This window comes from Pseudomonas sp. P1_A1 (genome assembly GCF_056406935.1).
In genome coordinates this window covers 629,435-642,374 of the sequence record NZ_JBFTZE010000001.1, presented here as the reverse complement: position 1 = coordinate 642,374, position 12,940 = coordinate 629,435, and the positions used below count along the sequence as shown (strand labels likewise).

The following is a 12,940-nucleotide window of genomic DNA, read 5'->3' as shown; positions in this document are numbered from 1 at the left end:
GTCCGACTTGTCGGCTTCTCGATACTCTTCGTGGTGGGCAATGAGGCGGGGGAGCCTCTCTACAGACAAGGTCAGGAGCAAGTCCTGCCTTCAGGAGCGGTCGGCCTCCCCCAGAAACACATCTTTGAGACAACACCGAGGAGCTTAGCTGCTCTCGCCGGGTGTTCGGCCAACATACAAGGAGCTGCCGCAGGCTGCGATCTTTTGATTTTACCCATGCAGCGCATGGGAACGATCGGTGACGAATCATGATCTAGTCTTGGCGCGCACCCAGGGAGAGATCGCCATGTACCGCTTTTTCGAACAGCTCAGTTCACGCATCGCCGCGCCCTTCATGGGTGAGCGTTCGCGCAACAGCAAGGTCTGGCATTGTCGCTGCGGGCAGTCGCTGTTCTTTCGCAACAGCCAGTGCCTGGCCTGTTCGGCGGCGCTGGGTTACCAGCCGCAGCAGAGTCGCTTGTCATCATTGCAACCCGGCCCGCAGGCGGATACCTGGTGGCTCGATGCCGACCCTGACGCCGGTATTTTCCGCCGTTGCGCCAATCTCGATTCCCCGGCTGCGTGCAACTGGTTATTGCCGGCCAATCATCATGATGGGTTGTGCATCGCCTGTAGCCTGAACCGCACCATCCCCGACCTGTCGATCCCCGAAAACCACGAGCGCTGGCGCAAAGTGGAAACCGCCAAGCGTCGTCTGGTGGCGCAGTTGCTCAGCCTGGGCTTGCAGGTCATTCCCAAAACGGTGGACGAAGAGGCTGGTCTGGCCTTTGATTTCATCGGTATCGACCTCGAAGGCAAGCCGCCGACCACCGGGCACGCCAATGGTCTGATCACCCTCGATATCAAAGAAGCCGACGACGCCCACCGCGAGCAGGTTCGCGTGCAGATGCACGAACCCTATCGCACGCTGCTTGGTCACTTTCGGCACGAGACGGGGCATTACTACTGGGACCGGCTGATCGCCAACAGTGCCTGGCTGGAACCGTTCCGCGGCCTGTTCGGCGACGAGCGTGCCAGCTACGCCGAGGCTCTTGAGCAGCATTATCAACAAGGTGCGCCGCTCGACTGGCAGCAACATTACATCAGCGCCTACGCCACTATGCACCCTTGGGAAGACTGGGCGGAAACCTGGGCTCACTACCTGCACATGATGGATGCGGTGGACACCGCCCTGGGTTTTGGCATGAGTGCCCAGGAAATGGATTTCGACTATCAGCCGTTTCCGCCCAGCACGCTGTTCGATCCGCAGCACCCCGGCGGTCCGGCGTTCCTGTCGTTCGTCAATGCGTGGATCGAGCTGGCCGGCATGCTCAACGAACTGTCACGCAGCATGGGCCAGCCGGATTTCTATCCGTTCGCCTTGCCGCCGGCGGTGATCGCCAGGCTGCACTTCATTCACCTGGTGATCCAGCAGGCGGGTGGCAGGGCGGACGAGGTGTTGGCGCAATAAGATCAAAAGATCGCAGCCTTCGGTGTTATGGTGACCCTTCGGTCTCTTCGCAACGCCCGTGAGCCTGGTCAGGCTCGGAAGGGAGCAGCCATCGCGGGACATTGTATGTCGGGGTGTGGCTGGTGGGGCTGCCTCCCTAACGGCTAGGCCTTCGTTCGCAGGGTATCCCAAATTTAGTTTGTTTCTCCTTATTAGCTGAGTTAGCGTCGAGCGGATTTTTTGCTGCTTAAGTTTTAACCGGGCAACATATTTGTTGCTCGGTTAAAATACCGCTTGTTTTGACGACGTATTTCACCAGAAAAGTTATAGCGCAAATACAATCATTGATTCTCTGAGTTCGCAGATTCGAGCTGTGTTTGATTTGACCGAAATCTCAACGGTTCTATCGCCGATGTTGCGATTGAACTCGATTTCTGCCATGTTTTCCGAAAAGCCGTCATTTATGCGCAGTGTCGATATGCCGTCAGGGTATAGGATGTTTTTGTTGTTGGTGAGGGCGTAACGTCCGCCAGAGGATGCGAAGCCTTGCAGTATGCGGTCTTCTATCTTTATCAGTTCATCACTGATCATTTGATAAATGGCCGCTCTCGGATTATCTACTATTGAAAAGTACATGCTGGTATTGGTTGTGAAAGAAAAATGGGTGTTGTCTGGAACTACGATGGATTTTTTTCCCTCAATAGAGGTGGTGTTATTTACCTCTCCCCCTGCTATCAGGTATTGGATGCCATGCTCTTCATGGAGTTTTGCTGGATTTTCATATGGAAGGTGTTCCAGGTTGCCGATTGTAAGGGTTACATGTGTGGTGATGCCCCAGGACGAGTTGGCACGAACCGAGCTCTGTGAATTCATAGGGGTGTACGTAATCTGGTTGCCATCTTTTTCTATATTAAATACACCTTTCGTTTTGGGGTTGGTCATCTCTAAGATAGTCGATTTTGAGATGTAGGGGACATTTAAGCCGTAAAGATTGGAGCGCATTTCAGTTGTTGATGGGCCGCTAAAGTCGCCACCGTACCATGTGTCAATAACCTTCCAGGCCGGATCTGTAATGCTAGTTCGCGTGTATAGGTTCTGCGATAGCGAAAGCGTCTCTAAAGTTGATACTCCGAAGGGGGTCTTGTTTGAAGCGACCAGTGATTTGTTTTTCATTTTGGTATCCTGCATAAATTATGGTTGTTTGTTCTGCAGAAAGCTCGCGGCGATCTGTGATCTAAAGTGGTTTTCGGTTCAACTCTTGTCTACTGTCATTTCTGATAGTTAGGATGAGCGGTATAGAGAGATTGATCTGACGCAGAATAGAGACGTCCGCGGTTCATCGTCGTCGCCCAGTCCTGCGAAAAAGGCATTCAGCTTCACGCTCAGCCGTTGGCAAACAAAAAAAGTGCTTCCACGCCAAGGGTATAGATGCCGGTTTTGAAGCGGCTGACGGTCTTGGGGGCAAAACCAATTTTGTAGCCGAGTTCGGCCTGGGTAAGCGCAGCGACCAAGCAATAGATTCGTCTGTAACGAAGATTTTGCATGTCCTTGAACCCGCTCATATTTTTTATCTACAATCAACGGTTGTAACTTCGTCTCAGATAGGTACAATGGCGCGGCTCGCCGTCAGGTGAGCGTCGTTATGGTGACCCCATCGGTCCCCCCGCAACGATTACCCGTGAACCTGGTCAGATCCGGAAGGAAGCAGCCACAGCGGGAACATTGTGTGCCGGGGTGTGGCTGGTGGGGTTGCCTCCATAACGCAACACGAACCCTCTTTCGTGTTTTCTATCTAAAAATACTGTTTTGCTTTCCCTGCCATGGAGCTCATCCAGGGCGGTTTTTCGCGTTTCCGAATCAAGCAGCGGGATATAAAAAAGGAGGCCGATCTGTCGCATTCGACAGGTCGGCCTCCTTTTTTTTTTGTTAGCATCAAGGCTTGGACAAGGCCTGGTCAACCGCTGCGATCAGCTTTCCCAGATCCTTCGGGGTGGCTTTGTGTATGACGCTGAACAGGTACGCTCGCTGTTCATCTTCGTCGCCTAGATCTGCGAAAAAGGCTTTCAGCTTCACGCCCAACACGTCGGCAAGCAGGAACAATGCTTCCACGCTGGGGGTGTAGGTGCCAGTTTCGAAGCGGCTGATGGTTTTGGGGTCAAAACCGGTTTTTTCGCCGAGTTCAGCCTGAGTAAGCCCTGCGACCTTACGGTAGCGTCGGATGGCTGGACCCAAACTTGAAATTTGCATCGCTCAATTCCCATTTAGAATCAAGAACTTAACGATAGATTTTTGCATTAGGCAACTGCATGATCCATCACCTTGCTTTGCAAAATGTGATGCATTTCGTAGAATCGCCGCTTCGGAGGGGGTTTTGGTGATCTGCTGTCTGAAGTTTAGGCGATATGAAACAGCCAGCATTGTCTTCCCTTGCCGGGTGCGCAGAGAAGCCGTTGGCGGTCTGAAACCCTCGCGAAATGTTACCAGAGTCGGTGTTGCTACCTTGCCCGAGACTAGTTGATCTTCGGCGGTCCGGGGGCCATCAAATGCTGTTCATGGAGTGATAACGTGTCTCTGCGCTGTACGTCTCAAAACATCTCTTCCGGGCATCTTGCACTGGTCGAGCGGTACCTCCGCTAGCGACAGTGAGCCTCACTCATGGATGAGAAATACCGCAGGGCCGTGGATGCTGCCGCTATATTTTCCGAGACCGATCTGAACGGCCGGATCACTTACGTCAACGATCAATTTTGCGCCGTATCCGGCTACAGCCGCGAGGAGCTGCTGGGGCAGAATCATCGCCTGCTGAACTCAGGCCTGCATTCCACCGACTTCTTCGCCGCCATGTGGCGCACCATCGCCTTGGGCAAGATATGGAAAGGCGAGATCTGTAATCGCGCCAAGGATGGGAGCCTGTATTGGGTCGACAGCACGATGGTGCCAGTGCTCGATGACACCACTGGCCGGGTTCACCGATACCTGTCGATTCGTTTCGATATCAGCGAAAAACGCCAATTGCTGCAATCCCTGCAATGGCGGGTCGGGCATGACGTGCTGACCGGGCTGCCCAATCGCGCGTTCCTGTCGGATTTGCTGGATCAGGCGCTGGAATTCTCCCGGCAAGAAAACATTCCACTGGCGGTGTGCATGCTTGACCTTGACGGGTTCAAAGCGGTCAACGACGGCTACGGTCACGCCAGTGGTGATATGTTGCTGGTGGAAGTGGCCAAGCGTCTGCGCGACATTGTGCGCGGTGAAGATGTGGTGGCGCGACTGGCCGGTGACGAGTTCGTACTGGTGTTGCGTTACGTGCGGGATCTACCGGAATTGCGTGCGGCGCTGAACCGCGTGCTGGGGGCGATTTCGGCGCCTTACACGCTGCACGGCAAGGACATCAATGTGTTTGCCAGTATTGGCGTCACCCTGTTTCCCTATGACAAAGAAGATGCCGAAACCTTGCTGCGGCACGCCGATCAGGCGATGTACGTGGCCAAGCAGCGCGGGCGAAATCGCTTTCATCTGTTCGATGTGTCCCGGGATCAGGAGGTCAAGGCCACGCATCAGACCGTCGAGCGGGTGCGTCAGGCGCTGGTCGCGGGTGAATTTCGCCTGCATTTYCAGCCCAAGGTGAACATGCGCCGTGGTGAGGTCGTCGGCTTCGAGGCGTTGTTGCGTTGGGAGCATCCGCAAAACGGCATGGTGCCGCCTCGGGATTTTTTGCCGCTGGTGGAAGACACCGACCTGATCATCGATATCGGCGAATGGGTGATGGACCAGGTGCTGGCGCAGTTGCACCGCTGGCAGCAAGCGGGGCAGGGCTGGCCGGTCAGTATCAACATCGCGGCGCGACATTTTCAGCGCGCGGATTTCGTCGACCGACTCAGGCAGGTACTCGCTCGGCATGCTCAGGTTGCTCCGCGGATGCTTGACCTGGAAATCGTCGAGTCGGTGGCGATCGAGAATATCCAGCACGTCAGCGCCTGTTTGCAGGCCTGTCAGGCGTTGGGGGTGCAGTTTTCCCTGGGTGATTTCGGCACCGGTTATTCGTCCCTGAGTTATCTCAAGCGTTTACGGACCCAGACCATCAAGATCGACAAGTCATTTGTGCGTGACATTCTGAATGACCGGGATGACCTGGCCCTGACCACGGCGGTGATTGGCCTGGCCCGGGCATTCGGTCGGCAGGTGATTGCCGAGGGGCTGGAAAGCCTTGAGCACGGTGAGTTGCTGTTGCGGCTGGGGTGCGAAGTCGCTCAAGGCTATTTCATCGCTCGCCCGATGCCGCCCGCCGAGGTGCCGGCCTGGGTGGCGGGGTTTGTCGCCCCGTCGCAATGGCAGGCACTCGATCAAATAGCCTGACTCGCTCTATGTAGCAGCTGCCGAAGGCTGCTACGGGGGCGGGTTGCCGGTATAGAGTCGGATGATGCCATTGATCTCCCCCGACATTTTCATTTGCTGCAGCGTGCGCAGGATGCGTTGTACAGGCACCTTGGCGTCGTTGCGCATGTAGCAGCCGACGGTTTGTTCGTGCACCAGTGCTACACTTTGCAGTTGCTGATCGGGCAGCAGGCGATGGTTGAACCAGTCAAGGGTCCACTGGTTACTCACGGCATAGTGGTAGCGTCTGGCCAGCAGTTTTTCCAGCACCTGTTCCTGATTGCGCGCGTCTTCGCGCTGCAGCCGGTCGGCGTCGAACAAGGGTTGCAGGGTCGGGTAGCTATAACCGCGTACGGTGCCGATCGACTGTCGCGGCAGGTCCGCCACGTTGATTGACGTGGGTGAATCGCGCCGGCCAACCAGCAAATCGCGCTGAACCAGCAGCGGAGCGCTCCAGATATAGTCCCCGGACAGGTTCGGCAACCAGGACTGCGAGACATGGCAGCGGATATCGACTTCGTCATGGTCCATGGCGTTTTGCACTCGCGCCCTGGGCAGTACATGAAATTCCGCTGGCATGCCGACTTGTGTCGCCAGGCTGAGCATCATGTCGTACAGAATGCCCTGGGTCGGTCGGCCGCGCTCGATCTGCACCATCGGCATGGCCCAGCTGTCGGACACGACAAAGCGTAACGGCGCTTCGGCGGCCGCGCCACTCAGGCTGACTGATAGCAGTGCCCCCAAGGCAAAACGCATAAACGCTCCGGTACGGCTCAAGCCTGAGCCGATAAAAGCTCCTCAAAGTGCAGCTTAGCCAGAATAGACGAGCGCACCGGATGCAATTTTGGCCTTGCTCCGCTAGCATTAGCCGCTTCTGCTTCCTTCGCTGCGACGGTTTTCGATGAGTTATCAGGTTCTTGCACGTAAATGGCGTCCGCGCTCGTTCCGCGAAATGGTCGGCCAGACCCATGTGCTCAAGGCTCTGATCAATGCCTTGGACAGCCAGCGGCTGCACCACGCCTACCTGTTTACCGGTACCCGCGGGGTTGGCAAGACCACCATCGCGCGGATCATCGCCAAATGCCTGAACTGTGAAACAGGTATCACTTCGACGCCCTGTGGCGAGTGCTCGGTGTGCCGGGAAATCGATGAAGGCCGCTTCGTCGACCTGATCGAGATCGACGCCGCGAGCCGGACCAAGGTCGAAGACACCCGCGAACTGCTCGATAACGTGCAGTACGCGCCGAGCCGCGGGCGCTTCAAGGTCTACCTGATCGACGAAGTGCACATGCTTTCCAGCCATTCCTTCAATGCGCTGTTGAAAACCCTCGAAGAGCCGCCGCCCTACGTCAAGTTCATCCTGGCTACCACCGATCCGCAGAAACTTCCTGCAACGATTCTTTCGCGGTGCCTGCAGTTCTCCCTGAAGAACATGACCCCTGAGCGAGTGGTCGAGCATCTGAGCCATGTGCTGAGCGTCGAGAACGTGCCGTTCGAAGACGATGCGCTGTGGCTGCTGGGCCGCGCCGCCGACGGTTCGATGCGCGATGCCATGAGCCTGACCGACCAGGCCATCGCCTTCGGTGAAGGCAAGGTTCTGGCCGCCGACGTGCGGGCGATGCTCGGCACCCTCGATCACGGCCAGGTCTATGACGTCCTGCATGCGCTGATCGAAGGCGATGCCAAGGCATTGCTCGAGGCCGTGCGCCATCTGGCCGAGCAAGGCCCGGACTGGAACGGCGTGCTCTCGGAAATTCTCAACGTGTTGCACCGTGTCGCCATCGCCCAGGCCCTGCCTGAAGGTGTCGACAACGGCCATGGTGACCGCGATCGCGTATTGGCGCTGGCCCAGGCCCTGCCGGCCGAAGATGTGCAGTTCTATTACCAGATGGGCCTGATCGGTCGCCGGGATTTGCCCCTGGCACCGGATCCGCGCGGCGGCTTCGAAATGGTCCTGCTGCGAATGCTCGCATTCAGGCCAGCAGACACCGAGGACGCTCCGAGGCAACCGCTAAAGCCAGTGGGGATCAGCCAGGCCACAGTTGATTCCGCAAACTCAGTGGCTGCCGCGCCGATTGTTGCGCCGGTAGTCGCTGCGGCCGTGGCACCGGTTCCAGTGGCGCCCGTGGTTGCACCAACGCCTGTCCCGGCCCCGCCCGAGCCAGTCGCGCCGGTGGTCGTGCCTGAGCCCGAGCCAGTGGTCGAGCCCGTAGCGGTCGAAGAAGTCGTCGATCTGCCCTGGAATGATCCGGTAGAGCCCGAGGTTGTCCAGCAGCCCGCCGTCGAGCCGGTGCTGGAGACGGCTGGTGAGCAACCCGAATTGCCTCCGATGCCCATGCCGACGCCGGACAGCGTGGTGCCGGATGCGCCCGAGTGGGCCGCTGCGCCGATTCCGGAACCGTCCGTGGCCGAAGTCGATGCCGCTACCCCAGGCATCGACCTGGATGACGAACCGCCGCTGGATGAGGACTACATCGAGCCGGACATGGATTCGGCCTACAGCTACCTCGACGATCTGGCCAGTGAGCACACCGCCGAACCTGCGGCGCAGCCCGAGCCTGAGCCGGCCGCGATGCCGGCCACTGGCCTGGCCCTGCAATGGCTGGAGTTGTTCCCGAAATTGCCGGTGTCCGGCATGACCGGCAGCATCGCCGCCAACTGCACGCTGATCGCCGTCGATGGCGACAATTGGCTGTTGCACCTGGACCCGGCTCACAGCGCCTTGTTCAACGCGACGCAACAACGTCGCCTCAACGATGCGCTGAACCAGCATCACGGGCGCACGCTGACCCTGAGCATCGAGCTGATCAAGCCCGAGCAGGAAACCCCGGCCCAGGCTGCGTCCCGGCGTCGGGCCGACCGTCAGCGCGAGGCCGAGGAGTCGATCCATGGCGATCCGTTCATCCAGCAAATGATGCAGCAGTTCGGGGCGGTGGTCCGTCACGATACTATTGAACCTGTCGAGGCCCTGGTCAGTCAGGGCTAATAACTGAAGGCGCTTGGCCGCACTCGCCGGGCGCTGTTTTTATCCAAGTACTTTTGAGGTGATTCCCATGATGAAAGGTGGCATGGCCGGCCTGATGAAGCAGGCGCAGCAGATGCAGGAAAAAATGGCCAAGATGCAGGAAGAGCTGGCCAACGCCGAAGTCACCGGTAAAGCCGGTGGCGATATGGTCACCGTGGTGATGACCGGTCGTCACGACGTCAAGCGCGTGACCATCGACCCAAGCCTGGTCGAAGGCCTGAGCGAAGACGACAAAGAGATGCTGGAGGCTGTATTCGCCGCCGCCGTCAACGACGCCGTGCGCAAGATCGAAGCCAACAGCCAGGAAAAAATGGGCAGCATGACCGCTGGCATGCAATTGCCACCGGGTATGAAACTGCCATTCTGATTCGCCAGCGCGCGTCGGACGGGTTAAAAAAATGCCAGGCATCGCGCCTGGCATTTTTGTTTCTGTCTGCGGACTAAGTAATTGACGCTGCTATTTGACGCTAAACAGAGGCGCGGGTATAAACCGCGTCTCGTTGTTTTGTCGGACTTTTTCCCCATGAGCTTCAGCCCTTTGATTCGCCAACTGATCGATGCCCTGCGAATTTTGCCGGGGGTGGGTCAGAAAACTGCCCAGCGCATGGCGTTGCAACTGCTTGAGCGCGATCGCAGCGGCGGTTCGCGACTGGCCCAGGCGCTGAGCCAGGCCATGGAAGGGGTGGGGCACTGCCGTTTGTGCCGCACGCTGACCGAAGACGATCTGTGCCCGCAATGCGCCGATCCGCGCCGCGACGACACCTTGCTGTGTGTGGTGGAAGGTCCGATGGACGTGTACGCGGTGGAGCAGACCGGTTTTCGCGGTCGCTACTTCGTGCTCAAGGGCCACTTGTCGCCTCTGGACGGGTTGGGGCCGGAAGCCATCGGCATTCCACAACTGATGGCGCGGATCGAAGAGGCGGGCACGTTTACCGAAGTCATCCTCGCCACTAACCCGACGGTGGAAGGCGAGGCCACGGCGCATTACATCGCCCAGTTGCTCAGCAACAAAGGCCTGATCGCCTCGCGCATTGCCCACGGCGTGCCGTTGGGTGGCGAGCTGGAACTGGTGGATGGCGGGACATTGGCGCATTCGTTTGCCGGGCGTAAGCCGATTTCGCTGTAACCGCATCAAAACCAAAAGATCTTCAATTTCTCTCTTGAAAACTTGGCGGCTCGCGATGGCGTCCTTAAAGGCGCCGCCTTACTTATCGCTCAACGCAAACTGCGTCAGACAGAAAGTCGCAATCCCCATGTCTTCCAGTCGCTGCGAACCACCCAGCTCCGGCAAGTCAATGATCGCCGCCGCTTCATGCACCCGCGCGCCCATGCGCCGAACCAGGTTGGCCGCCGCAATCAGCGTGCCGCCGGTGGCGATCAGGTCATCGAACAGCACCACCGAATCCCCCTCGCACAGGCTGTCGGCGTGGACTTCAAGGAAGGCTTCGCCGTATTCGGTCGCGTAACCTTCGGCCAGCACGTCGGCAGGCAATTTGCCCTGCTTGCGGAACAGCACCAATGGCTTGTTCAACTGATACGCCAATATCGAACCGATGAGGAACCCGCGCGCGTCCATGGCGCCGATGTGGGTGAAGTCGGCCTCGACGTAGCGATGGGCAAAGCTGTCCATCACCAGGCGCAGGGCCGTGGGCGACTGGAACAGCGGGGTGATGTCGCGAAAGATCACGCCCGGCTTGGGGAAGTCGATCACGGGGCGGATCAGGGATTTGATGTCGAAGGAGTCGAAGACCATCGTCGAAGTGTCCTGGCGGGCTGCAAACATCGCAGTATAACGGCGGCTGAACCGTTTCGCTCAGCCGCCGTTAAAGGATCAGCCTTCGATCGAGCCACCGGCCAGGGCACAGAGCTGGATCGGGTCGAGGATGTGCACTTCCTTGCCCTCGGCGGCGATCAGTTCGTTTTGCTGGAAGCGGGTGAACACCCGAGACACGGTTTCCACCGCCAGGCCCAGGTAATTGCCGATTTCGTTGCGCGACATGCTCAACCGGAACTGATTGGCCGAGAAGCCCCGGGCGCGGAAACGGGCCGAGAGGTTGACCAGGAAAGTAGCGATGCGCTCATCGGCGGTCTTCTTCGACAGCAGCAACATCATTTGTTGATCGTCACGAATCTCGCGGCTCATCACGCGCATCAACTGACGGCGCAGTTGTGGCAGTTGCAGGGCCAGTTCATCGAGGCGCTCGAACGGAATCTCGCACACTGAAGTGGTTTCCAGGGCTTGCGCCGAGACCGGATGCTTTTCGGTGTCCATGCCCGACAGACCGACCAGTTCACTCGGCAAATGGAAACCGGTGAGTTGTTCTTCGCCGCCATCGCTCAGGCTGAAGGTCTTCAGGGCGCCGGAGCGTACTGCATAAACGGAATCGAACGTGTCGCCCTGGCGAAACAGAAACTCGCCTTTTTTCAGCGGGCGACCACGTTTGACGATTTCGTCCAGCGCATCCATGTCTTCCAGATTCAGAGAAAGTGGCAGGCAGAGAGGGGCCAGGCTGCAATCCTTGCAATGGGCCTGGTTATGAGCGCGCAGTTTAACTGGCTCGGACATTTCTTTGATCCTTGTGGGAAAACACACATAAGCCGTAAGGGTAACCCACGGGAGGACGTTCGGGCCAGCCTGCGGCAATTTATCCACAGGGGACTAGATCACGCGTGAAAAACGCTGGCGATTGCTGTGTTCCAGGTATGCATCGAACACCATGCACACCGAGCGCACCAGCAGCCGGCCTGCGGGCAGCACGGTGATCCGTTCATTGTCGAGCTCGATCAACCCGTCCTTGGCCATGTCTCGCAGCTGTGGCCAGAGTTCGCCGAAGTAACCCCGAAAATCGATGTTGAAGGCCTGCTCGATTTCCGCGAATTCCAGGTCGAAATGGCAAATCAGTTGCTGAATCACCGCCCTGCGCAAGCGATCGTCGGCATTGCACAGCAGGCCACGGTTGGTGGCCAGTTGCGCGGACGCCAAAGCGTTCTGGTACTGGGTCAGGTCGCTGCTGTTCTGGCAGTACAGGTCGCCGATCTGGCTGATGGCCGATACCCCCAGACCGATCAGATCGCAATGACCGTGGGTGGTGTAGCCCTGGAAGTTGCGTTGCAAGGTCGACTCTTCCTGGGCAATCGCCAGTTCATCATCGGGCAGGGCGAAGTGGTCCATACCGATGTAGCGGTAACCGGCGGCCGTCAGTTGTTCGATGGTGCGCTGGAGTATTTCCAGTTTCTGCGCCGGTGCCGGCAGATCGTTGCTGTTGATCCGCCGTTGCGGCATGAAGCGCTCTGGCAGATGGGCGTAGTTGAACACCGAGAGCCGGTCCGGTTGCAGGCTGATGACTTCGTCGACGGTGCGGGCGAAGTTCTCGGGCGTCTGCTTCGGCAGGCCGTAGATCAGATCGATGTTGATTGAACGGAATTGCAGGGTCCGGGCGGCGTCGATCACCGCGCGGGTTTCTTCCAGGCTTTGCAGGCGATTGACCGCCCGTTGTACCGCCGGGTCGAGGTCTTGCAGGCCGATGCTGACCCGGTTGAAGCCCAGTTCCCGGAGCAGGCCCATGGTCGACCAGTCGGCCTCGCGAGGGTCGATCTCGATGCCGTAGTCACCGGAATCGTTGTCCAGCAGGCTGAAATGCTTACGCAGCTGGGCCATCAGTTGGCGCAGTTCATCGTGGCTGAGAAAGGTCGGTGTGCCGCCGCCGAAATGCAGTTGCTCGACTTTTTGTGCGGGGTCGAGGTGGCAGGCGATCAGCTGGATTTCCTGTTCCAGGCGCTGCAAATAGGGCAGGGCACGGCCTCGGTCCTTGGTGATGACTTTGTTGCAGGCGCAGTAGTAGCAGATGTTCGCGCAGAACGGCACGTGCACATACAGGGATAACGGCCGCAGCGCCTTGCGGCTGTCGCGCAGGGCATGAAACAGGTCGAAGGTGCCGACCTGGCTGTCGAATTGCACGGCCGTCGGATACGAGGTATAGCGTGGCCCCGCCAGGTCGTAACGGCGGATCAGATCTGTGTCCCAACGAATGGCGTCGAGCATGCGGGCATTCCCCCGGATAGGCTGGCAGTGTCGGCGAGTCTAGGGGGTGCGGTTTATGGGCATCTTGATT

Annotated in this window: 13 protein-coding genes and 2 other RNA genes; 8 read left to right on the top strand and 7 right to left on the bottom strand. The window is 58.3% G+C overall.

Going from position 1 to position 12,940, the window contains the following annotated elements:
• The 3 genes from AC1D2Q_RS02875 to ffs (AC1D2Q_RS02865) all read left to right on the top strand — a co-directional run.
• Nucleotides 1-252: hypothetical protein (locus AC1D2Q_RS02875; protein ID WP_477812190.1), on the top strand; the 252-nt coding region annotated here is incomplete at its 5' end.
• A 34-nt stretch (nt 253-286) separates the two neighbouring features.
• Nucleotides 287-1,450, top strand: coding sequence for a zinc-binding metallopeptidase family protein (locus AC1D2Q_RS02870; RefSeq protein ID WP_477812189.1), 1,164 nt, complete (start codon nt 287-289; stop codon nt 1,448-1,450).
• Nucleotides 1,451-1,486: 36 nt separating this feature from the next.
• An RNA gene (gene ffs / locus AC1D2Q_RS02865) (signal recognition particle sRNA small type) lies at nt 1,487-1,578 on the top strand.
• Nucleotides 1,579-1,753: 175 nt separating this feature from the next.
• Here the strand turns inward: ffs (AC1D2Q_RS02865) and AC1D2Q_RS02860 are convergent.
• Nucleotides 1,754-2,602 carry a hypothetical protein gene (locus AC1D2Q_RS02860; RefSeq protein WP_477812188.1) on the bottom strand — a complete coding sequence of 283 codons (849 nt, stop codon included), beginning with the start codon at nt 2,600-2,602 and terminating at the stop codon, nt 1,754-1,756.
• A 209-nt stretch (nt 2,603-2,811) separates the two neighbouring features.
• Nucleotides 2,812-2,991 (bottom strand): helix-turn-helix domain-containing protein, encoded by a 180-nt coding sequence (locus tag AC1D2Q_RS02855; protein WP_477812187.1) that lies wholly within the window; start codon nt 2,989-2,991, stop codon nt 2,812-2,814.
• 90 nt (nt 2,992-3,081) lie between these two features.
• Here AC1D2Q_RS02855 and ffs (AC1D2Q_RS02850) point away from each other — a divergent pair.
• An RNA gene (ffs, locus tag AC1D2Q_RS02850) (signal recognition particle sRNA small type) lies at nt 3,082-3,178 on the top strand.
• Between the two features lie 183 nt (nt 3,179-3,361).
• Here ffs (AC1D2Q_RS02850) and AC1D2Q_RS02845 read toward each other — a convergent pair.
• The gene (locus tag AC1D2Q_RS02845; RefSeq protein ID WP_007933342.1) at nt 3,362-3,676 is read right to left on the bottom strand and encodes a helix-turn-helix domain-containing protein; all 315 of its coding nucleotides are present in this window, start codon (nt 3,674-3,676) and stop codon (nt 3,362-3,364) included.
• Nucleotides 3,677-4,084: 408 nt separating this feature from the next.
• Between AC1D2Q_RS02845 and AC1D2Q_RS02840 the strand changes: the two genes are divergently transcribed.
• On the top strand, nt 4,085-5,785 hold the full coding sequence (locus AC1D2Q_RS02840; RefSeq protein WP_477812186.1) for a putative bifunctional diguanylate cyclase/phosphodiesterase: 1,701 nt from the start codon (nt 4,085-4,087) through the stop codon (nt 5,783-5,785).
• A 30-nt stretch (nt 5,786-5,815) separates the two neighbouring features.
• Here the strand turns inward: AC1D2Q_RS02840 and AC1D2Q_RS02835 are convergent, their stop codons facing one another.
• A complete protein-coding gene (locus tag AC1D2Q_RS02835; RefSeq protein ID WP_477812185.1) occupies nt 5,816-6,559 on the bottom strand; it encodes a substrate-binding periplasmic protein in 744 nt (247 codons plus the stop codon).
• A 145-nt stretch (nt 6,560-6,704) separates the two neighbouring features.
• Here AC1D2Q_RS02835 and dnaX point away from each other — a divergent pair, with 145 nt between their 5' ends.
• The 3 genes from dnaX to recR all read left to right on the top strand — a co-directional run bounded on the left by dnaX (nt 6,705) and on the right by recR (nt 9,954).
• Complete coding sequence (gene dnaX, locus AC1D2Q_RS02830) at nt 6,705-8,789, top strand: DNA polymerase III subunit gamma/tau (protein WP_477812184.1); 2,085 nt, start codon at nt 6,705-6,707, stop codon at nt 8,787-8,789.
• A 67-nt stretch (nt 8,790-8,856) separates the two neighbouring features.
• A complete protein-coding gene (locus tag AC1D2Q_RS02825; RefSeq protein ID WP_018925290.1) occupies nt 8,857-9,195 on the top strand; it encodes a YbaB/EbfC family nucleoid-associated protein in 339 nt (112 codons plus the stop codon).
• 156 nt (nt 9,196-9,351) lie between these two features.
• Nucleotides 9,352-9,954, top strand: a complete 603-nt coding sequence (gene recR, locus AC1D2Q_RS02820) for a recombination mediator RecR (protein ID WP_007933351.1) — start codon at nt 9,352-9,354, stop codon at nt 9,952-9,954.
• 78 nt (nt 9,955-10,032) lie between these two features.
• On the opposite strand, the gene AC1D2Q_RS02815 is transcribed toward recR, so the two are convergent.
• From AC1D2Q_RS02815 to hemN, 3 genes are all read right to left on the bottom strand, one after another.
• A complete protein-coding gene (locus AC1D2Q_RS02815; RefSeq protein ID WP_019579893.1) occupies nt 10,033-10,581 on the bottom strand; it encodes an adenine phosphoribosyltransferase in 549 nt (182 codons plus the stop codon).
• A gap of 78 nt (nt 10,582-10,659) precedes the next feature.
• Nucleotides 10,660-11,394, bottom strand: a complete 735-nt coding sequence (gene fnr / locus AC1D2Q_RS02810; RefSeq protein ID WP_258670165.1) for a fumarate/nitrate reduction transcriptional regulator Fnr — start codon at nt 11,392-11,394, stop codon at nt 10,660-10,662.
• Between the two features lie 93 nt (nt 11,395-11,487).
• Entirely contained in the window at nt 11,488-12,870 is a 1,383-nt protein-coding gene (gene hemN / locus AC1D2Q_RS02805) for an oxygen-independent coproporphyrinogen III oxidase (RefSeq protein ID WP_477812183.1), read from the bottom strand.
• Nucleotides 12,871-12,940: the final 70 nt, after the last annotated feature.